Here is a 20977-nt window from a genome sequence, read left to right on the forward strand (position 1 = left end):
TATGAACAAGCTGCATATGATCGCCAAGGGCGTAGCGCCCATCCTGGCCGCATTGCTGATGACCGCATGCGCAGCGCCGGAGTTCAAGCAACCTGCGATGGAGGTGCCGACCGCTTTCAAGGAATCGCAAACGCCGGAAGCCTCGGTGAAGGTTGCGGCCGACGGCAGCACCTGGAAACAGGCGCAAGCCGCCGAAGCGCAACCGCGCGGCGAATGGTGGCTGGCCTTCAACGACCCGGCCTTGAATGAGCTGGTCAACGAAGCCACCCGCGCTAACGCCAACCTGGCCGTGGCTGCGGCCCGCGTCAAGCAGGCGCGCGCCATCGCCGGCATCGCGGAAGCGGACCGCATTCCGCAAGTGGGCGTCGGCGTTGGTGCACAGCGCGTGCGCCAGTCGGCGACCGAACTGGGACTGCCGGCCGGTACACCGGTGACGCCAGCCAAGGTGTTCAACGCCAACCTGACCGCAAGCTACGAGGTCGACCTGTTCGGCCGCGTATCGTCCAACGTGGCGGCGGCGCGCGGCGATGCGGCTTCGGTCGAAGCCAACTACCGCTCGGTGCTGCTGGCCGTGCAGGCCGACGTGGCGCAGACTTACTTCCGTCTGCGCGCCACCGATGCCGAGCTGGAAACGCTGAACCGCACGGTGCAGACGCGGGAAGAAAACGTCAAGGTCAACCAGCGTCGCTTCGACCTGGGCGACATCGGCGAATTCGATCTCTCGCGCGCCAAGACCGAATTGGCGACCGCGAAAGCGGAAGCGATCGGCCTGCAGCGTCAGCGCGTGACGACCGAGCATGCGCTGGCGGTCTTGCTGGGCAAGCCGGCGGCCAGCTACACGGCGGGCGCCAGCCCGTTGCTGGATACGTCGCTGCTGCCGGTGATTCCGGCGGGCTTGCCGTCGTCGCTGCTGGAACGTCGTCCGGATATCTCGGCGGCGCAGCGTTCGATGGAAGCGGCCAATGCCCGCATCGGCGTGGCGCGTTCGGCTATGTTCCCATCGCTGATGCTGAATGCGAATGCGGGTGGCGTGTCGGGTAATACCGTGGCCGATGTGTTCAAGTGGAGCAGCCGTTCGTGGTTGCTGGGCGCGGCGTTGTCGATGCCGCTGCTCGATGGTGGCCGCAACAAGTCCAACATCACGCGCAGCGAAGCGGCGCTGGAGGAGTCGGTGGGGACGTATCGCCAGAGCGTGCTGACGGCGTTCGCGGAAGTGGAAGACAATCTGGCGGGCTTGCGCATTCTGGCTGGCCAGACGGCGCAGATCGATGATGCGGTGGTGTCGGCGCGCCGTTCGGCCGACCTGGCGCAGAAGCTGTACACGGCGGGACGTTCGAGCTATCTCGATCTGCTGGATGCGCAGCGCAATCTGGCGACGGTGGAACGTGCGGCGGTGCAGTTGCGCGGCAATCGGGCGGTGACCACCGTGGCGCTGATACGCGCGCTGGGCGGCGGCTGGGATGCCGGTGCTCCCGCGCAGACATTGGCGCAGCAGTAAAGTGAAAAGCGGACCGAAATGGTCCGCTTTTTTTCGCCGTCGCTCCCGCGCAAGCGGGAGTCCATGCTGAATATGCATTCCATGGATTCCCGCTTTCGCGGGAATGACGTGCGGTGATCTTACTTGGTGACGACAGGTGCTGGCGTTGCTGCGGCTTCGGCTTTTTCAGCTTTGGCGTGGGCTTTGGCCTTGGTTTTGCTTGCCTTGGCGTGCGCATCGGCCTTGACGGCTTTTTCATCGGCCTTGGCGACGGCGACGTCTTTCTTGGCGTCGGCTTCTACCTTGGCGCTCTTGGCTTCAGCCTTGATCTCGGCCTTGGTTTCTTTAGCTTCCGCCTTGGCGGCTGCCTTGGTTTCTTTGGCTTCGGCTTTGACCACTGCAGGAGCGGCAGGAGCGGTGGCAGGGGTCTGTGCGAATGCAGCGGTAGCGAACAGGCCGGCGATCAGGGTAGCGATAACTTTGGTCATGGTGTATTCCTTTGTTTGCAGGTTTCGGGCCCGGGACAATTCCCGTGTCACTGAGCAAGAAACGCGGTCCGGATTGCTGTCGTTGACGGTCTTTACAATCGCTTACATGTTCGTCACCGCACGGTTTTTGCACGCCGGCCGGCATACGCTGGTCACATGAACGACCTGCTCAAGACCTACAAGGCCAAACGCAACTTCGCCATCACGCCCGAACCCGCCGAAGGTGGCGGGGAGGGCGTCGGCACGCTCACGTTCGTGATCCAGAAACACTGGGCCTCGCGCCTGCACTATGACTTCCGCCTGGAACTCGACGGCGTCATGATGAGCTGGGCCGTGCCCAAGGGCCCCAGCTACGACACCCACGACAAGCGCATGGCGGTGCATGTCGAGGACCATCCGATTTCATATAACGACTTCGAAGGCACCATCCCGCCCAAGCAGTACGGCGCGGGCAAGGTCATTATCTGGGACAAGGGCACTTGGAAGCCGCTGGACGATCCGCACAAGGCGCTCAAGGCCGGCAATCTGAAATTCGAAATCCACGGCCACAAGATGCGCGGCCGCTGGGTGCTGGTTCGCATGAAGGGCAAGGGTGAGAAGCAGGAGCCCTGGCTGCTGATTAAGGAGAATGATGAATACGTGCGGCCGGCGTCGGAGTTCAGCGTGGTCGACGAGATGCCCGATAGCGTGAAGGCGCTGCCGATGCCCGGCGCGCCGGGCAAGGCTGCGGTGGCGCCGGCCAAGGCGCTCAAGGCCGCGCCGGACGCCGAGCTGCCGGAGACCTTGTCGCCGCAACTGGCCACGCTGGTGGACGCTCCGCCATCGGACGCCGGCGATTGGCTGTTCGAAGTGAAGTTCGACGGTTACCGCCTGCTGGCGCGCGTGGAGGGCAAGGACATCCGCCTCATCACCCGCAATGGCAATGACTGGACACACAAGCTCAAGCCGCTACAAACAGCGCTGGCCAAAATGAAGCTGCCCTCCGGCTGGTACGACGGCGAGATTGTCGTCCACGACGACAACGACCGTCCCGACTTCGGCCTGCTGCAAAACGCTTTCGACGAAGACCATCCTGGGGAGATTGTCTACTTCCTATTCGATATCCCATTCCACAACGGCCACGACCTGCGCGACACGCCGCTGGAAGAGCGCCGCGCCATCCTGGAAAATGTGATGGAGAAGCGCGCCAACGACACGGTCCGTTTCAGCACCGCGCTGTCCGCGCCGCCGGAGGAGATGATCGTCGCCGCCTGCCAGATGGGCCTCGAAGGCATCATCGGCAAGCGGCGCGACTCGCGCTACACGGCGCGCCGCACCGGCACGTGGATCAAGCTCAAATGTGGCCAGCGCCAGGAGTTCGTCATCGGCGGCTACACCGACCCGCAGGGGACGCGCAGCGGCTTCGGCTCGCTGCTGCTTGGCACCTACGACAAGGACGGCAAGCTGCAATATGCCGGCAACGTCGGCAGCGGTTTCAACGCCACTTCGTTGAAAGAGCTGAAGGCGAAGATGGACAAGCTGCACGCCGAGCAAAGCCCGTTCGCGCCCAGCCGAGATATCGACAAGCGCGCCCACTGGCTAAAGCCTACGCTGGTGGCGGAAGTCGCCTTCGGGGAGTGGACGCATTCAGGCTCGATCCGCCATTCGGTGTTCAAGGGCCTGCGCAAGGATAAGAAAGCCAGCGCCATCGTGCGCGAAGTACCCGCACATCTCAAGCAGGAGGAACCAGACATGCAACCGTCCGTTGAGGGCAAGCTGCCCAAATCGCTGAAGATCACCAATCCCGACCGCGTAATCGACAAGCAAAGCGGCGCCACCAAGATCACCGTGGTGCGCTACTACGCGCTGGTGGCCTCGCTGATGACGCCTCATCTGAAAGGCCGTCCCGTATCGCTGGTGCGCGCGCCCGCCGGCGTGGGTGGAGAGCTGTTCTTCCAGAAGCACGCGGAAGTGAGCCAGATGCCCGGCGTGAAGCAGTTCAAGCAGGAACTCGATCCTGACCACCCGCCGATGATCGAGGTGCCGACCGAGGAGGCGTTGCTGTCGGCCGCGCAAATGAACGTGATCGAGCTGCACACGCAAAACGCAACCGGTAGCAATTACGAAAAACCCAATCGCATGGTGTTCGACCTCGACCCCGGCAAGGGCGTGACGTGGGAGCAGGTGAAGGAGGGCGCGCAGCTGACGCGCGCCTTCCTGGAGCAACTGGGCCTCCCCGCATTTATTAAAACCAGCGGCGGCAAGGGGCTGCACGTGGTGGTGCCGATCAAGCCCGGTTACGGCTGGGACGATGTGAAAGCCTTCTCGCAAGCCATCGTCGCGCACATGGCGGAAACCATACCGGAGCGCTTTGTGCTCAAGAGTGGCCCGCGCAACCGCGTCGGCAAGATCTTCATCGACTACCTGCGCAATGGGCGTGGCGCCACCACGGTTTGCGCCTGGTCGGCGCGCACGCGGCCGGGCTTGGGCATCTCGGTGCCGATCACCTGGGAAGAACTGGATGGACTGGAGGGCGCCGATCACTGGAACGTGAGCAATGTGCACACGCGGCTGGATGTCGGCAACACGCCGTGGGACGACTACGCCAAAGCGGCCAAGGGTCTGGCACCGGCCATGAAGCTGATGAAGTTCAAGCCGGGCGTCGCCTGAGCGCCTGCGTGCCCATGCGCCGGCTTGAGGTCAGGCGGCCTTGCGGCTCGCCGCTGGCTTGCTGCGCTTGGCGGCTGTGGCGTGCGCTGCGACCTTCGGCGCAGCCTTGGCGGTGGTCTTCCGCGCCGACTTAGTGGTCGTCTTCGCAGCTGGCGTGGCGGTCGGCTTTGTGGCCGTCGCCTTGGGCTTGGCCTTAGGCTTGACTTCCTCGTCTTCCTCTTCCTCATCCTCTTCAGGCGCAGGCTTGGCGGCGGCCTTGCCTTTCTTGCCCAGGCTATTCTGCAGCAGCGCCACCAGATCGACCACGTTGGATGCCTTCGGCGCGCCGCTGTCCTTTTCAGGCGCGGTGATGGTCTTGGTCTGGCCGGCCTTGATCTTCTTCTTGATCATGGCCATGACGTCTTCCTTGTAGGTGTCGTGGTACTGCTCCGGCTTCCAGTCCTCGCTCATGCCTTCGACCAGCGACAAGGCCATCTGCAGCTCCTTGTCGCTAATGCCGGCCGCTTTCAGCGTGGCCGGCGGCAGTTTCAATTCCTCGGCGCTGCGGATCTCGCTCGCATAGCGCAGCGTGTTGAGGACGATCTTGTCCTCCACGCACACCAGCGCGCACAGGTGCTGCTTGGTGCGCATCACCACCGTGGCGATGCCGATCTTGCCGGCCTTGCGCAGCGTCTCGCGCAACAGCGCATACACCTTGGCCCCGCCGCGCGACGGCGCCAGGTAGTAGGGCGTTTCATAGTAGGTGAGCGGCACGTCGGCGGCCTCCACGAAAGCGACGATGTCGATGGTCTGCGTGGCTTCCACGTTGGCACGCTTGAGATCCTCGTCCGACAGCACCACGTACTCGTTGTCCTCGTACTCGTAGCCTTTGACGATGTCGTCCCAGGTCACTTCCTTGCCGGACTTCTTGTTGTAGCGCTTGTAGCCGACCGGCGAAAAGTCGCGCCGGTCCAGCATGGTCAGATCGAGGTCGTGCTCCTGCACGGCCGTGTACATCTCGACCGGAATATAGACCAGCCCAAAGCTGATCGCTCCCTTCCACAAGGCGCGCGCGGCCATGGTCAGCCTCCCACCGAGCCGGTCACCGGCAGCACGATGCCGGTGATGTAGCTGGAGCAGCAGGGCGCGGCCAGGAACACGTAGGCCGGCGACAGCTCCTGCGGCTGGGCGGGACGCCGCATGTCGGTGTCGGCGCCGAACTGGGCGATCTTGTCGGGGCTGGCGTCGGCCGGATTGAGCGGCGTCCACACCGGCCCCGGCGCGATCGCGTTGACGCGGATGCCCTGATCCAGCAGGTTGGAGGCCAGCGACTTGGTGAACGCATGGATCGCACCCTTGGTGGTGGAATAGTCGAGCAGGTGGCTGGAGCCTTCCAGGCCCGTCACCGAACCGGTGTTGATGATGGAGCCGCCGCGCTTGAGGTAGGGCAGGGCCGCCTTGGCCATGTGGAAGTAGCCGTACACATTGGTCTTCATGGTGAGGTCGAAGCGGTCCTCGGTCAGGTCGGTGAGTTTTTCCGCGTGCTCCTGGAACGCAGCGTTATTGACCAGGATGTCCAGCCGGCCAAAGCGTTCGTTCGTGCGGTGTGCTGCGTCGCGGCAGAACGCAGGATCCCGCACGTCGCCGCGCAGCAGCAGGCAGGTTTGGCCCTCCGCCTCCACATAACGTTTGGTGTCTTCCGCATCCTGATCCTCCTCCAGGTAGACGATGGCGACGTCGGCGCCTTCGCGCGCGTACAGCACCGCCACCGCGCGGCCGATGCCGGAGTCGCCGCCCGTGATCAGCGCCGCCATGCCGGCCAGCTTGCCGCTGCCGGCGTAGTCGGGCGCGAGGAATTCGGGCTTTTGCTGCATGTCGGCTTCCAGTCCCGGTTTTTCAAGATGCTGGGCAGGCATCGGCGTGCCCGGATAGTGGTGGCTGCTGGTTTGCACCGGTTCCTTGCTCTGCGCGGTTTCGCTGGCGCGCTGGCCCTGCTGGTCCAGCTGATCCTGGCGCTGCTGGATTTCGCGTTGCAGGCTGCCACTGCCGGGGTCCGCCTTGTTCTCTGAATTTGCCATGGTCCGTTCCTCCATCGTCGAAAGAACAGTATTGGCGCGCTCCGCCACAATGACGGTACGCTCACTCACATATGCCGCCAAACCACGGCCAGCAAAAAAAACTGATCTTTAATGCAAAAAATATTGCTAATTATGAACTTTATGGCACACTAGTAGGAGAGACCAATTCCAACTATAAAATCAGCGCAGGGGAGTAACACATCATGTCGGACGTTTTGAGCCGGTTGAACAGCACGGGCGTATTCTTTAATCCCAGCGGCGAGCGCCGTGCGGAGTTTCAATCGTGCTGCGCGGAAATGTTTTCGCAGCTGATCGCCTGCGACAGTGTGGACGCCACCGGCGCGGCCCTGGTCAAGCACGAAACCGACCTGCTGATTCTCGATCTGAATGGTTTCGACCACCTGAACGAGCTGGCCGGCGTGGGCGCCCTGATCCGCAGCCGGGCCGGCGCGCAGATCCTGGTGCTGTGCGCCTACGAGCACAGCGCCTGGCTGCCCGAACTGATGGCTTATGGTTCCTTCAACTACCGCATCTGCCCGGTGCTGCGCGAAGAGTTGCAGCAGGCCGTCAAGCAAGGCCTGGCCGTGCCGCTGGACCCGGCCGCTGCCATGCAGCAGGAGCTGCTGGACAAGGAAAAAGAATTGCGCGACCTGCTCGGCGTGCAGCGCAGCCTGCAGCGCGCCCTGAGCGGCATCGACAATATCGCCACCATGTCGGCGCAGATCTGCCTGGCGCTGTGTAATTTCCCCGGCGTGCGCCACACCTCGCTGATGCACATGAAAACGCGGGGCGACCTGCAACTGGTGGCGCAGGAAGCGCGCAACCACCTCGACCTGGGTCGCCTGCTGCAACGGCGCGACCGCCTGCTGCAATCGCCGTTACGCGACAGCTTCCCGCCGCTGATGGCGGTGTCGCGCGGCGAAATGGTGCTGCTCGATGCGCCGGAAAAGTCCGGCGATCCCGAATTGTCGATGCAACTGCACGACCGCAATGTGCGCATGGTGCTAGCGCTACCGTTGCGCGCCGAACCGGGCGGCCCGGAGATGGGCGCCATCTGCATGATGTTCGACCGTCACATCACCTTCTCGCGCGAGCAGTTCGCCTGCTTCGCCAGCCTGGCGCAGTTTGTCAGCTTCGGCCTCGGCATGAGCGAGTTGAAGCATCAGAACGATGCGCTGTCGGGCCAGCTGTCGCAGATGAGCACGGTCGATACGGTGACCGGCGCCGCCAACCGCCGCGCCGGCGAGGACACGCTGGACAACGAAATCCGCCGCGCCCGCCGCTACGGCCTGCCGCTGGCGGTGCTGTCGTTCGACGTCGGCAGCTTCCGCTCGGCCAATGACTTGTATGGTTCGCCGGTCGGCGACGCCGCTTTGCGCAAGGTCGCGGAGACGGTGCTGGGCCGCCTGCGCACCTCGGACACGCTGGCGCGCATGCGCGGCGAAGAGTTCCTCATCGTCGCCACCCACACCACCTCGGCCGACGCCATGCGGCTGGCGGAAAAGCTGCGCACGGCCATCACCGAAGCCGATTTGCCGGGCGCCGGTTTCGGCGCCGCCGTCAGCATCAGCCTGGGTGTGACCCAGGTCGGCGCCGACGAAGGCAGCGCCACCGTGCTCGACCGTCTCGACACGGCGCTGCACCGCGCCAAGCGCGCGGGCCGCAACTGCATCGAGATGGCGACGGTTTAAATCTTCTCCAGGATGGTGGCAATACCCTGGCCGCCGCCGATGCACTGGGCGGCCAGCGCGTAGCGGCCGCCGGTGCGCGCCAGCAGCGCCGCCGCCTTGCCGGTGATGCGCGCGCCGGTGGCGCCCAGCGGATGGCCGATGGCCATGCCGCCGCCGTCGATATTCAATACCTCCGGCTTGATGCCCAGCTCGCGCACGCAGGCCAGCGCCTGCGAGGCGAAGGCTTCGTTAATTTCCGCCACATCGATATCTTCCGCCTTCAGTCCCGCCAGCCTGAGGGCTTTTTGCGTGGCCGGGATCGGGCCGATGCCCATCAGCGCCGGATCGCATCCCACGGCCGCCATCGAGACGATGCGCGCGCTCGGCTGCAGGCCATGCTTGCGGGCGAATTCCTCGGTGGTCACCAGCACCGCCGAGGCGCCGTCGGTCAGCGGCGACGAAGTGCCGGCCGTGACCACACCGTGCTCGGGATCGAACACCGGCTTGAGCGCGGCCAGCGCTTCCAGCGTGGTGCCGGGGCGGATGCAACCGTCTTCGGCGATCACTTCGCCGCTGGCGGTGGTGATGGGGACGATTTCATCTTTCAGCAGCCCGGCGGCGCGGGCGGCGGCGGCTTTCTGGTGCGATTGCAGCGCCAGCAGTTCCTGGTCGGCGCGCGCCACTTCGTATTTGCGGGCGACGTTTTCGGCGGTGTCGCCCATGCTGATGTAGGCGTCGGTTTCGGCCAGCAGTTGCGGATTCGGTGAGAAGTTGAAGCCGCCTTGCGGCACCATGGTCATCGATTCCACGCCCACGCACAGATAGGCCTCGCCCAGGCCGGCCTCGATATTGGCGGCGGCGATGTGGACGGCCGACATGGACGAACCGCAGAAGCGGTTGATGGTCATGGCGCTGACTTCATGCGGGAATCCGGCCAGCAGCGAGACGATGCGCGCCAGGTTGTTGCCCTGCGAGGATTCCGGGTAGGCGCAGCCGAGGATGACGTCGTCCAGCAAGGCCGGGTCGAGGCCGGTGCGCTCGATCAATCCCTTGACCACTTGCGCGCCGAGATCGTCCGGGCGCACCTCGGCCAGTTTGCCTTTGCGGGAGAAATGAAAGGGGGAGCGCGCATAGGCGCTGATGACTGCTTTCATGATGAATCACCTTTGATGATGGTCGTAATGTTTGATATATTACGCCCGTAATGTATAATGTCAATAGGCTGGAAGCGGGAGACAAACATGAAAGTCAGCAGGGAACAAGTGGCGCTCAACCGTGAGCGCATTGTCGAAACGGCCGCGCGGCTGTTCCGCGAAAAGGGCTACGACGGCATCGGCGTGGCCGATCTGATGAAGGGCGCCGGCCTGACGCACGGCGGCTTTTACGGCCACTTCGCCTCCAAGGAAGACTTGCTGGCCGAAGCCGCCGACCATGCGCTGAAAAAATCGGTGGCGCGCTGGGAAGGCTATCTGGCCGAGGGCCGCGACGCCGCGCTGGAAAAGATCGGCGACGGCTACCTGACGCCGCAGCACCGCGACCATCCGGAAAAGGGTTGCTCGGTCACCGCGCTGGGCGCCGACATCGCCCGCCTCGGGCCGAAGGCGCGGCACGCCGTCACCACCGGCGCCAGCGGCCAGATCGCCGTGCTGGAGCAATTGATGCCGGGCGCGGACGATGCCGAGCGGCGCAAGCAGGCGCTGGCGACTTACGCCGCCATGGTCGGCGCCATCGTGCTGTCGCGCGCGGTGGACGACGAGGCGATGTCGCTCGAAGTGCTGCAGGCGGTGCGCGACTCGCTGCCCGGCCCGCTCTAAGCCAGCAGCGCTACCACGGCCGCCGCCACGTAGGGACTGTTGTCGTCGAAGTAGTGGGTGTGGGCCACGGCGCCGGTGCAGAACTCCTTGCGCGGCGGGCGCGGTCCCGTCTGCCATACTTCGGGCGGCGCGGCGTCCCACAGGTTGCGGCCGACATAGTCGCCGCTACCGTAGGCGTTGTGCCAGCTGGCCAGGCCGGTGCTGCTCAACACCGGATTGACCGCCCATTCGTAAATGCCGGGGAAGCGCGCCGCATACAGCTGGCGCAGCGGCGAGCCCAGTGTCAGCAAGTCGATCTTGCCGAGGCGCTTGAGCAGTCCGGGATTGCGCGCTTTCAGATAACGCAGCAGGTCGGCCGTGATCACCGTGCCCTGGCTGTGGCTCACCAATACGATGCGCTTGTATCCCTGGCTTTCGAGGTAGCGCAGCAGCGACACATAGCGCGCCATGATGTGCAACCGGGGCGTATGGCCGACCGGCCGTTCGCGCAGCCAGTTGTCGACGTCGATCAGGGTGTCGATCAGCACGCGCAGGCGCGCGAAGAATTTCGATACGCGACCCAATGCGTTCACGCTCGACAGCTTGGTGACGGTGATGAAGGCGAGTATCCCGCCGCCCATCGCGGTGCCGAGATTGGGGAAGCCCTCCGGCTTCCACGGCGTGTATTGCCCGATCACGCCATACGGAATCACGAACACGAAGCCGGCCACGCACAGCCACTGCGCCAGGTGCAGCAGGTGGAAGCCCTGGTTCAGCCAATGCCACAGGCCGCGCGTGGCCGCCAGGTTGGCGCGGTCGACGCGCGGCTTGAGCTCGGCCACCACCGAGGGCAGCAGCGCGATCAGCGCGCAGGCGAAGGCCACGGCCAGCACCAGCAGATACGGCGTGAAGGCCTCGCTAGCGCTGAGCTCGATCAGCTTGCCCATGCGGTCGATCAGCGGTATGCCCTGGTCACCGGCGGCAGGGAAGGGCAGTGTCACCGTCGTTTTCAGGATGGGAAAATCGCCGCTCTTCAGGGCCTGCCAGGCCACCGCCCACAGCGCCAGCACCACCGTCAGCAGCAGCGGCGCCGGGATGGTCGCCGCGATCAGGGCGGTATCGACCGCCTGCCGCACATTGCCCTTGCCCGCTTTCCAGCGGCTCCAGCAGGCGGCGAAGAACAGCGCCAGGTTGTTGAGGTACAGCCCGAGGAAACTCAGCGCCATGAATGCAAACAAGCCTTCGATCAGGTGCACGTACCAGATCAACGTCACCAGCGAGGGCGGTTGCCGGCGCGGCTCCCACAGCAGGATCAGGCCCCAGCAGGCCAGTAGCGCGAGCAGGATGGTCCAGCAGCGCATCGCGCCGGGCCGGCTTTGCTGGTACTGCTGGACCAGCAGCGTGGTCAGGCCGAGCAACAGCGGTAGCACGATCACGAACACCACGGTGCCCGGCGGCAGATCGCGCTCCCAGTCGAACGACGCGCCCACGGCGGCGCAGGCCACGCCGATGGCCAGCACGAAAAACATGCCGTGGCCGAGCAGCCAGCCCGGCTTGTCGGTGCGCTTCATCCGCTTCGCCAGCAGCATGCCGAGCAGCACGGCCACCGCCGCGCCGACCACCACGGCCGCGACCATGCGCCCGGTCTCGGTGGACGGTATCAGATGCGGCAGCAGCGCCGCGCCCAGGGTGAACATCAGCAGGTTGCTCAGGGCGATGGGCAGGGCAAGCAGCCAGTAGCCCCAGGCCACGGTGCGGTTCAGCCACACCAGGCGCGAGGGCGGCGCGGCGTCCCTGAAGATGGATTCGAGTACGGTGGCGATGGCGGAGCGGCCCAGACTGGCGATGTGCAGGAAAATCTGCAGCAGTTGCGATAGCACGGAGAAGCCGCCGTGGATGCCGCCGTGCGAGAGGTCGGACCAGAACATTTCAAACAGGTCGATGCCGGTCTTGCCGTAGCTGCCGCGCAGGCGCGTGGTGGCATAGAAGCTCTTGTAGTTGGCGCCGCCGGAGAGCGCCATTTCGGTGAACTTGATATCGGCCGTGGCGCTTGAGGGGAAGGCGGCGGCGTGGGCGGTGACGCGCGAGCCGCCGGCGCGCGGCATTCCGGCGCGTCGCATTTTGGCGTCGGCGGCTTCCGCCGGCTGCACCGGCAGCTGCTCCATATCGACGGGAACTTGCAGCGGCGTGCATTCAAAGCTGGCGCATTGCGACGGATAGAAGTGCATCAACTGCTGCGCCAGCGCTGCGGAGGTTCCACCGGGCCGATGGTCGCCCACGCCATGCACCGCCACAACCGCAATACGCTCGCTCATGTGACCTCCCTCGCTGTCAGGATAAGGTAAGCCAAAATTACCGAATTGGCAATTACAGCATATGCGTTTTCCGGATTAGCTAATTTGGTTTTCGCATTTAAGGTAAACTGTCGGCAATTAATGTATCTGGAACCGCAATGCTGCAATGGCTGAAGCTTTACCGGCGCGACCAACTTCCCGGCGACATCAGCGCCGGGCTGGTGGTGGCGATGATGATGATCCCCCAAGGCATGGCCTACGCCATGGTGGCCGGGCTGTCGCCGGTGGTCGGCATTTACGCCAGCATCCTGCCGCCCATCGTGTATGCGCTGTTCGGCAGCAGCATGACGCAATCGGTCGGTCCCATGGCCATCGTGTCCCTGATGACCGCCGCCGTCATCGGCCCGCTGGCGCCGGCCGGCTCGGCGCTGGCCGGCGTGCTGGCGGCGCAGCTGGCGCTGGTGTCCGGCGCGGTGCTGCTGCTGTGCGGCTTGCTGCGCATGGGCTTCCTCGCCAACTTCTTCTCGCGTCCCGTGATGAGCGGCTTTACCGTCGGCTCGGCCATCGTGATCGCTTTCGATCAGTTGCATACCTTGCTTGGCGTCGAGCTGGCGCAGCTGCCGCACGTGCATGCGCCCAGCGCGGCGTTGGGCATCGGCGCGCTGGCGCTGCTGGTGCTGGCGCGCTTCTACATGGCTGCGCTGCTGCGGCGCTGCGGCCTGCCGCCCACCGCCGCCGACATCGGCGCCAAGCTGGCGCCGATGCTGGTGGTGCTGGGCGGCATCCTGCTGATGTCCAGCACCGGCCTGGCCGAGACCGGCGTGCGCACCACCGGCGCGATTCCAGCCGGCCTGCCGCACTTGAACCTGGCGTCGTCCAGCCCGCATTGGCGCGTGTTGCTGCAGCCGGGCCTGCTGATCGGCTTTGTGGTGTTCCTGATGTCGATGTCGGGCGCGCAGGCGCTGGCGCTCAAGCGCAACGAGAAGCTGGTCAGCAATCATGAGCTGATCGGCCTCGGCGCGGCCAACGTCGCCAGCGCGTTCTCGGGCGGTTTCCCGGTGACGGGCAGCCTGTCGCGCTCGGCCGTGAATTTCGCCGCCGGCGCCAATACGCCGCTGGCCAGCCTGATCACCGCCGCGCTGCTGGCCTGCGCGCTGCTGATGCCGACCGGCTGGCTGGCGCTGCTGCCGCTGCCGGTGCTGGCCGCCACCATCATCGTCGCCGTGCTGGGCATGCTGGAGATGGGCATCCTGCGCACCGCCTGGCAGTACGACCGTGGCGACGCGCTGGCCTGGGGCGCCACCTGCCTCGGCGTGCTGGTGCTGGGCGTGGAGGCGGGCGTACTGATCGGCGTGGCGCTGTCCATGGGCACCCTGATCTGGCGCGCCAGCCGGCCGCACATCGCGGTGCTGGGCCGCATCGCCGGCACCGAGCACTTCCGCAATATCGAACGCTATCCGGCCGAAACCCAGCCGGAGCTGCTGGTGCTACGCATCGACGCCAATCTGTTCTTCGGCAATGTCGAGGCGGTGAGCGCGCGCATCGAGTGCGAACTGGCCACCCACCAGAGCGCCCGCCACCTGGTGCTGGTGATGACGGCCGTCAGCTCGATCGACACCACGGCGCTGATGGCGCTGTCGGAGCTGAACCAGAGCCTGAAGCGGCGCGGCATCGGCCTGCATCTGGCCGAAGTGAAGGGGCCGGTGATGGATCGCCTGCGCCACAGCACGCTGCTGGCCGAGCTGAACGGCAAGCTGTTCCTGAGTACCGCCAACGCCTGGGACCAATTACATACTGTTAAGGATGTTGCTTGAGCGCAAATATTCATGGACTTCAACGCCGTTTGAATCTATGATCTAAGTCGTACTACAACGCCGATTAACCCCCAAGAATGGTTTTCAGATGTTGGTCCGACTTGCCCGCCGTTTAGGAAGAGTATCGATCGCCGTGTTCGTCAGCGTGACGCTGACCGCCGTGGTGACGCTGGTGCTGACCACCTTCGCGCTGTATTTCTACCAGGTCGAGCGCGCGCAGCGCTGGGAGCAGCTGCATAAAACCCTGGCCAACAGCGCCGACGAACTGGCCGCCGCCGTGGCCCTGCCGGCCTGGAATTTCGACGAATCGCAGATCGTCACCATCATGAAGAGCGGCTTGAGCAACCGCGACCTGCACGCCAGCGCCGTGGCGCCGGCGGCCAGCAGCCGTCCTTTCATCCTGGCCCGCAACGCCCAGCAGCAACTGGCGCCTTCCGACCACCTGCCGTCCGATCCCGAACTGCTGGCCGAGCAGCGGCCCATCGTCGCCGGCGGCCAGAACATCGGCACCATCACCGTGTACGCCTCGCCGGCGCTGCTGATCGAGCAGCTGCGCCAGCGTCTGTACACCATCGCCGGCATGATTTTCGTGCTCGATGTGACGCTGGTGCTGAGCCTTTACCTGCTGCTCTGGCAGCTGATCCTGAAGCCGCTGACCAAGATCGAGCGCTACGCCGCCAGCGTCAAGGCCGGCCAGAATCCGGGCGCCTCGCCGCCGCGCGACTGGTACACCGGCGAGCTGAAAACCCTGAACGCCTCGATCCGCGAGATGGTGCGCCTGATGGAGAGCCGCTACGTGGCCATGCACGCCAGCGAGGAGCGCTTGCAGATCGCCTCCGGCGCCGCCGCCATCGGCATCTGGGACTGGAATATCGCCAGCAACGAGATGGTGTGGGATGAGCAGATGTACCGCCTGCACGGGCTGGAGAACAGCAAGGTGCACGAGCCGCTCGAGGCCTGGCGCAAGATGGTGCATCCGGACGACGCCATTCCCACCGAGATGCTGCTGCAGCAGGCGCTCGACGGCACCGCCGAATTTGACGTCGAGTTCCGCCTGATCTGGCAGGACGGTTCGATTCACTACTTGAAGGCCGACGCCATGATCTTCCGCGACGCGGAAGGCCATCCCTTGCGCATGGTCGGCGTCAACTACGACGTCACCAATAGCCGCATGGCCGAAGCGGAACTGCGCCGCCACCGCATCCATCTGGAAGAACTGGTGGCCGAGCGCACCAATGCCTTGTCGGTGGCGGTGCGGCAGGCGCAGGGCGCCAACCGCGCCAAGAGCACCTTCCTGGCCAATATGAGCCACGAGCTGCGCACGCCGCTCAATTCCGTGATCGGCTTTTCGCGCCTGATGGCCGACTCCAAGAACATGCTGCCGGAGGAGAAGCGCAACCTGGCCATCATCCATCGCTCCGGCCAGCACCTGCTCACGCTGATCAACGACATCCTGGAACTGTCCAAGATCGAGGCCGGCCGCGCCGTACTGCAAACGGAGGTGGTCAACCTCGATGAAATGCTGCAGGAAGTGATGGACATGGTGAGCATGCGCGCCGGCCAGACCGGCGTCGAGCTGGTGGTCGACAGCGTCGGCTTGCCGGTCAGCGCGCGCGTCGATGGCACCAAGCTGCGCCAGGTCTTGCTGAACCTGATGTCGAACGCGGTCAAATTCACGGCGCAGGGCCGGGTCACGCTGCGGGTGCGCGGCACCTCGCGCAACGGCGCCTGCGAGCTGGCCTTCGCCGTGATCGACGACGGTCCCGGCATCGCGCTGGAAGACCAGGCGCGCATCTTCGAGCCGTTCATCCAGGCCGAGGGGCCGGGCGCGAAAGAGGGCACGGGCCTGGGCCTGACCATCTCGCGCGAATTCGTGCAGCTGATGGGCGGCACGCTGGCGCTGCAGTCGGCGCCCGGCGCCGGCGCCACCTTCTACTTCACGGTGGCGGTGCAGGTGGCCGACGAGGCGCCGCCGGCGGGCGTGGATGAAGTCAGCGCGCTGGCGCCGCCGCAGCGCCGCCGCATCCTGGTGGCCGACGACAACGCCGACGGCTGCACCTTGCTGGAAAGCCTGCTCAAGCCGCTGGGCTTCGAGGTCGCCGTGGTCGGCGACGGCGCGCAGGCGCTGGCCATGGTCGACATATGGCAGCCGGACCTGGTGTTCATGGACTGGCGCATGCCGGCGCTGGACGGCATCAGCGTCACGCGCCGCATCCGCGCCAACCGGGAAGGCAAGCAGCCGCGCATTGTGATGCTGACGGCCTCGGCCTTCGCCGAGGAGCGCGACGAGGCGCTGAACGCCGGCGCCGATGAGTTCATGCGCAAGCCGGTGGAGCAGGAGCGCTTGTACGCGGTGCTGGAGCAGCAGCTGGACCTGCAGTTTGTGCGGCGCCATCACGGCGCGCGGCCGGCCACGCCGGCGCCGCTGTCGCACGCCGACCTGCGGCGCCTGGAACCGGCCCTGCGCGAGGAGCTGAAGACCGCCTTGCAGGAACTGAACCTGTCGCGCGTGACCCTGCTGCTGGAGCCTTTGCCGCCGGCGCTGGCCGGGGTGGTGGCGAGCATCGATCACATGATCCAGCTGCACCAGTATCCGCAACTGTGCGCTTTGCTCGATCAGGCGGGAAACGAATTGGAACCACAGGCCTGACCGGTATATCATGGCAGTTGCGTAGTTGACCAGGCGAGAGAACTTTACATGCACCGGGATTTATCGGAACAACACACCAAGGGCGAAGTGCTGATCGTGGAGGACACGCCGGCCTCGCTCAAGCTGCTGAGCGACCTGCTGACAGAGGCCGGCTACTACGTGCGCCAGGCGCCCAACGGCGAGCTGGCCCTGTGGACCGCGCAATCGCGTCCGCCGGAGCTGATCCTGCTCGACATCCGCATGCCCGGCATCGACGGCTTTGAAGTCTGCCGCCGCCTGAAGGCCACGCCGGAACTGAGCCAGGTGCCGGTGATCTTCCTGTCGGCGCAGCACGACACCGACGACAAGGTGCGCGGTTTCGAACTGGGCGCGGTCGATTTCATCGCCAAGCCGTTCCAGGCCGAGGAGATCCTGGCGCGCACCGACGCCCACGTCAAACTGGGCCGGGCGCAGAAGGCGCTGGCCAGCGAGCGCGCCTTGCTGGAGGAACGCGTGGCCGAGCGCACCGCCGAACTGGCGAAGGAAGTGGAGCAGCGCCGCGCCAACGAAGAGTTCCTGCGCCTGGCCAGCCAGGTGTTCGAGGCGACCCAGGACGCCATCGTGGTGACCGACCGCGAGGGGCATATCGTCGCCACTAACCCGGCCTTCACGCAAATCTCCGGCTACACGGCGGCCGAGGTGCAGGGCCAGAGCGTGGGCCTGCTGCACGCCGGCGACGCCGATGCCTCGTCGTTCGGCGCCATGGTGCAATCGGTGGTGGCCACCGGCCACTGGTCGGGCGAGATTCTGGCGCGCCGCAAGAACGGCGACACCTATCCCGGCCTGCTGAGCGCCTCCGTGGTGCGCGACGAAGACGGCAGCGTGATCAATCACGTCGCGGTGTTCATGGACATCACCGAGCGCAAGGCCGAGCAGCACCTGATCGATTTCCTGTCGAACCACGATGCCTTGACCGGCTTGCCGAACCGCATGCTGGCCCGCCAGCGCTTCACGCACACGCTGGCCGCCGCGCGCCGCGAAGGGCGCTGCGTGGCCGTCATGTGCCTGGACCTGGACCGCTTCAAGAGCATCAACGACTCCTACGGCCACGACATGGGCGACAAGGCGCTGCAGGTGGTGTCGCGCTATCTGAGCGAAACCGTGCGCGAAGACGACACCGTCACCCGTCAGGGCGGCGACGAATTCCAGATCATCGTTGCCGACGACACCCAGCTGACCGCCACCATCGCGCTGGCGCAAAAGATATTGGCCGGCCTGCGCAAGGAACTGGTGATCGACGGCCAGCAGATCACGGTCACCTCCAGCATCGGTATCGCCGTCAGCCTGACCGACGGCGAGAGCTTCGATGAACTGGTGCGCAACGCCGACACGGCGCTGTTCCGCGCCAAGGAAATCGGCCGCGACAACTACGCCTTCTTCACCGAGCGCATGGACGCCGAGATCCGCGACAAGCTGGCGATCCAGGGCCAGCTGCGCGGCGCCATCGCGCGCGACGAATTCGAAGTCCACTACCAGCCGCAGGTGTGCCTGAAGACCGGCGCCATGGTCGGCGCCGAAGCGCTGCTGCGCTGGGACAGCGCGGTGCTGGGCAAAGTGCCGCCGAACCGCTTCATCCCGCTGGCCGAGGAATACGGCCTGGTGAACTCGATCGGCGAATGGGTGCTGGAAAGCGTGTGCGCGCAGATGAAGGTGTGGCACGACCAGGGCCTGGGCGAGATCAAGGTGGCGGTCAACCTGGCGGCGGGGCAGTTCGCCAACGACGCCACGGTACCCTATGTGGAAAGCACGCTGCGCAAGTTCGGCGTGTCGCCGGAATACCTGGGGCTGGAAATCACGGAAGGCACGGTGATGGGCGATCCGAACAAGGCGGTGGCGGCGCTGCGCCGCCTGAAGGACATCGGCGTCGGCATCTCGCTGGACGACTTCGGCACCGGCTATTCCAGCCTCAGTTACCTGAAGCGCTTCCCGATCGACGTGCTGAAGATCGATAAATCGTTCGTCGACGACGTCACCACCAACAGTGCCGACGCGGCGATCGCGCTTTCCGTGATTTCGTTGGCGCACAACCTGAACATGCGCGTGATCGCGGAGGGCGTGGAAACGCGCGAGCAGGTGCAGTTCCTCGCCGAACGCGGTTGCGATGAAATGCAGGGCTATTATTTCAGCCGCCCGGTCAACGCCGAAAGCTTCACCGCGCTGCTGCGCGAACGCCGTACTTTGTCGGACATATAAATCAACCTGGAGTCTTATGGAAAAGAAGTTCAGTAGCGCCATTGCGGGCGCCGTCATGCTGGTCTGCATTAGCGCCGGCGCCGCCACCCCCGCCCTGAAAGCCGGCCCGGCCGACGCCCAGTTCAAAGCGATCTACACCCAGGAATGGAAATGGCGCCTGAGCCAGAAGCAGGAAGACGGCGAGGACGACGACAGCAGCGGCGTGTCGCCATCGCTGCCGCGCATCGACGTCGCCACCCAGAACAAGCGCACGGCCTACTGGCAGGGCGTGATGAAGAAGCTGGACGGCATCAAGGAAGCCAGCCTGTCGGCGCCGGAGCGCATCAACTACCAGGTGTACAAGGCGCAGATCGCCGCCTACATCGCGGCCCAGGAATTCCGCGAATATGAAAAGCCGCTGAACGCCGACTCGGCCTTCTGGTCCAACATGGCCGGCACCGCGCGCCGCCCGATGACCAAGGAAAAAGAGTACCGCGACTACCTCAAGCAGCTCACCGACGTGCCGCGCTACTTCAATGAGGAAGTCGTTAACATGCGCGCCGGCCTGGCGCGCGGCTTCACGCCGCCGAAAGTCACGCTGGTGGGCCGCGACAGTTCCATCACCTCGGTGAGCGAGGCGAAAACGCCGCAGGACACGGTGTACTACCTGCCGTTCAAGACCATGCCGGCCACCATGCCGGCGGCGCAGCAGGAAGAGCTGCGGGCGCAGGCCGTGAAGGCGATCCAGACCTACGTCATTCCGGCGCACCAGGCGCTGTTGAAGTTCATGCGCGAAGAGTATGTGCCGAAAGCGCGCGAGGAACTGGCGGCCGAGAGCCTGCCGAACGGTAAGGCTTACTACCAGTCCAAGATCGTTGAATTCACCACCACCTCGATGAGCGCGGACCAGATCCACAACATCGGCCTGGAGGAAATGGCCAAGATCCGCGCCGAGATGCACGAGGTGATCAAGCAGGTCAAGTTCCAGGGCGACCTGCCGGCCTTCCTGCAGTTCCTGCGCACCGATCCGCAGTTCTACGCCAAGACGCCGGAAGAGCTGCTGATGCGCTCCGCGTGGGTGGCCAAGAAGTTCGACGCCAAGGTGTCGCAGTACTTCGGCTACCTGCCGCGCCGCCGCTTCGCGGTGATCCCGGTGCCGGACGACCAGGCGCCGTTCTACACCTCGGGCCGTGGCGGTCCGGGCGTCTACCTGGTCAACACCTACAACCTGCCGTCGCGCGCGCTGTACAGCATGCCGGCGCTGACCCTGCACGAATCGGCGCCGGGCCACGCCTTCCAGATGCCGGTGGCGATGGAGCAGAAGGGCCGTCCGCCGTTCCGCAACGCGTATATCTCGGCCTTCGGCGAAGGCTGGGCGCTGTACAGCGAGCGCCTGGGCGTGGAGATGGGCATGTACGAAACGCCGTATGAAGTATTCGGCATGCTCAGTTACCAGGCATGGCGCGCTTCGCGCCTCGTTGTGGATACGGGCCTGCACAGCAAGGGCTGGAACCGCAAGCAGGCGCAGGATTATCTGCACGCCAACACCGCGCTGTCGGAGCACGAAATCGAAACGGAAGTGGACCGCTACATCTCGTGGCCGGGCCAGGCCTTGTCCTACTACCTCGGCGAGATGAGCATCATCAACGCGCGCAAGAAGGCGGAGAAGGCGCTGGGCAGCAAGTTCGACATCCGCGCCTTCCACGACACCGTGCTGCAACTGGGCTCGGTGCCGTTGCCGGTGATGGAGGCGCGTATCGACCAGTTCATCGCCGAAGGCGGTAAGAGCCCGTATCCCGACCTGGAGTGATGGTGTAACGTAGTGACAATGCGCGTATTTCCGGAGGCGGTGGGGCGGCTACAATCATGCATGC

At 65.1% G+C, this 20977-nt stretch carries 13 protein-coding genes; 8 read left to right on the forward strand and 5 right to left on the reverse strand.

The genetic code is table 11. The features are described 5' to 3' along the window. Position 1: 1 nt before the first annotated feature. Positions 2–1498: an efflux transporter outer membrane subunit gene (locus tag ACXZ1M_RS25320; protein ID WP_459050357.1), complete on the forward strand. Its 1497-nt coding sequence runs from the start codon at positions 2–4 to the stop codon at positions 1496–1498. A 119-nt stretch (positions 1499–1617) separates the two neighbouring features. Here the strand turns inward: ACXZ1M_RS25320 and ACXZ1M_RS25325 are convergent, their stop codons facing one another. Further along, complete coding sequence (locus ACXZ1M_RS25325) at positions 1618–1965, reverse strand: hypothetical protein (protein ID WP_459050358.1); 348 nt, start codon at positions 1963–1965, stop codon at positions 1618–1620. Between the two features lie 156 nt (positions 1966–2121). On the opposite strand from ACXZ1M_RS25325, the gene ligD reads away from it, so the two are divergent. Next, entirely contained in the window at positions 2122–4614 is a 2493-nt protein-coding gene (ligD, locus tag ACXZ1M_RS25330) for a DNA ligase D (RefSeq protein WP_459050359.1), read from the forward strand. Between the two features lie 30 nt (positions 4615–4644). Here the strand turns inward: ligD and ku are convergent, their stop codons facing one another. Next, entirely contained in the window at positions 4645–5673 is a 1029-nt protein-coding gene (ku, locus tag ACXZ1M_RS25335; protein WP_459050360.1) for a non-homologous end joining protein Ku, read from the reverse strand. A gap of 2 nt (positions 5674–5675) precedes the next feature. After that, a complete protein-coding gene (locus tag ACXZ1M_RS25340; protein WP_459050361.1) occupies positions 5676–6671 on the reverse strand; it encodes an SDR family oxidoreductase in 996 nt (331 codons plus the stop codon). A gap of 203 nt (positions 6672–6874) precedes the next feature. Here ACXZ1M_RS25340 and ACXZ1M_RS25345 point away from each other — a divergent pair, with 203 nt between their 5' ends. Next, entirely contained in the window at positions 6875–8362 is a 1488-nt protein-coding gene (locus ACXZ1M_RS25345; protein ID WP_459050362.1) for a GGDEF domain-containing protein, read from the forward strand. Here ACXZ1M_RS25345 and ACXZ1M_RS25350 read toward each other — a convergent pair. Further along, positions 8359–9495 carry a thiolase family protein gene (locus tag ACXZ1M_RS25350; protein ID WP_459050363.1) on the reverse strand — a complete coding sequence of 379 codons (1137 nt, stop codon included), beginning with the start codon at positions 9493–9495 and terminating at the stop codon, positions 8359–8361. The two genes, ACXZ1M_RS25345 and ACXZ1M_RS25350, sit on opposite strands and share 4 nt — an antisense overlap. Positions 9496–9582: 87 nt before the next feature. On the opposite strand from ACXZ1M_RS25350, the gene ACXZ1M_RS25355 reads away from it, so the two are divergent. Continuing rightward, positions 9583–10155, forward strand: coding sequence for a TetR/AcrR family transcriptional regulator (locus ACXZ1M_RS25355; protein ID WP_459050364.1), 573 nt, complete (start codon positions 9583–9585; stop codon positions 10153–10155). On the opposite strand, the gene ACXZ1M_RS25360 is transcribed toward ACXZ1M_RS25355, so the two are convergent. Further along, positions 10152–12449 (reverse strand): hypothetical protein, encoded by a 2298-nt coding sequence (locus tag ACXZ1M_RS25360; RefSeq protein ID WP_459050365.1) that lies wholly within the window; start codon positions 12447–12449, stop codon positions 10152–10154. The genes ACXZ1M_RS25355 and ACXZ1M_RS25360 overlap by 4 nt on opposite strands. Positions 12450–12586: 137 nt before the next feature. Here ACXZ1M_RS25360 and ACXZ1M_RS25365 point away from each other — a divergent pair, with 137 nt between their 5' ends. The 4 genes from ACXZ1M_RS25365 (at position 12587) to ACXZ1M_RS25380 (ending at position 20913) form a co-directional block, all read left to right on the forward strand. Then, positions 12587–14242, forward strand: coding sequence for a SulP family inorganic anion transporter (locus tag ACXZ1M_RS25365; protein WP_459050366.1), 1656 nt, complete (start codon positions 12587–12589; stop codon positions 14240–14242). An 88-nt stretch (positions 14243–14330) separates the two neighbouring features. Then, positions 14331–16892: an ATP-binding protein gene (locus tag ACXZ1M_RS25370; protein ID WP_459050367.1), complete on the forward strand. Its 2562-nt coding sequence runs from the start codon at positions 14331–14333 to the stop codon at positions 16890–16892. A 48-nt stretch (positions 16893–16940) separates the two neighbouring features. Continuing rightward, the gene (locus ACXZ1M_RS25375; protein ID WP_459050368.1) at positions 16941–19124 is read left to right on the forward strand and encodes an EAL domain-containing response regulator; all 2184 of its coding nucleotides are present in this window, start codon (positions 16941–16943) and stop codon (positions 19122–19124) included. A 16-nt stretch (positions 19125–19140) separates the two neighbouring features. Beyond that, a complete protein-coding gene (locus ACXZ1M_RS25380; RefSeq protein ID WP_459050369.1) occupies positions 19141–20913 on the forward strand; it encodes a DUF885 domain-containing protein in 1773 nt (590 codons plus the stop codon). The last annotated feature ends 64 nt before the right edge of the window (positions 20914–20977 follow it).

The organism is Duganella paludis, assembly GCF_054461335.1.

Coding starts and splice junctions, on each gene's coding strand:
- ACXZ1M_RS25320 (WP_459050357.1), top strand. CDS start 2: ATGAACAAGCTGCATATGATCGCCAAGGGCGTAGCGCCCATCCTGGCC.
- ACXZ1M_RS25325 (WP_459050358.1), bottom strand. CDS start 1,965: ATGACCAAAGTTATCGCTACCCTGATCGCCGGCCTGTTCGCTACCGCT.
- ligD (WP_459050359.1), top strand. CDS start 2,122: ATGAACGACCTGCTCAAGACCTACAAGGCCAAACGCAACTTCGCCATC.
- ku (WP_459050360.1), bottom strand. CDS start 5,673: ATGGCCGCGCGCGCCTTGTGGAAGGGAGCGATCAGCTTTGGGCTGGTC.
- ACXZ1M_RS25340 (WP_459050361.1), bottom strand. CDS start 6,671: ATGGCAAATTCAGAGAACAAGGCGGACCCCGGCAGTGGCAGCCTGCAA.
- ACXZ1M_RS25345 (WP_459050362.1), top strand. CDS start 6,875: ATGTCGGACGTTTTGAGCCGGTTGAACAGCACGGGCGTATTCTTTAAT.
- ACXZ1M_RS25350 (WP_459050363.1), bottom strand. CDS start 9,495: ATGAAAGCAGTCATCAGCGCCTATGCGCGCTCCCCCTTTCATTTCTCC.
- ACXZ1M_RS25355 (WP_459050364.1), top strand. CDS start 9,583: ATGAAAGTCAGCAGGGAACAAGTGGCGCTCAACCGTGAGCGCATTGTC.
- ACXZ1M_RS25360 (WP_459050365.1), bottom strand. CDS start 12,449: ATGAGCGAGCGTATTGCGGTTGTGGCGGTGCATGGCGTGGGCGACCAT.
- ACXZ1M_RS25365 (WP_459050366.1), top strand. CDS start 12,587: ATGCTGCAATGGCTGAAGCTTTACCGGCGCGACCAACTTCCCGGCGAC.
- ACXZ1M_RS25370 (WP_459050367.1), top strand. CDS start 14,331: ATGTTGGTCCGACTTGCCCGCCGTTTAGGAAGAGTATCGATCGCCGTG.
- ACXZ1M_RS25375 (WP_459050368.1), top strand. CDS start 16,941: ATGCACCGGGATTTATCGGAACAACACACCAAGGGCGAAGTGCTGATC.
- ACXZ1M_RS25380 (WP_459050369.1), top strand. CDS start 19,141: ATGGAAAAGAAGTTCAGTAGCGCCATTGCGGGCGCCGTCATGCTGGTC.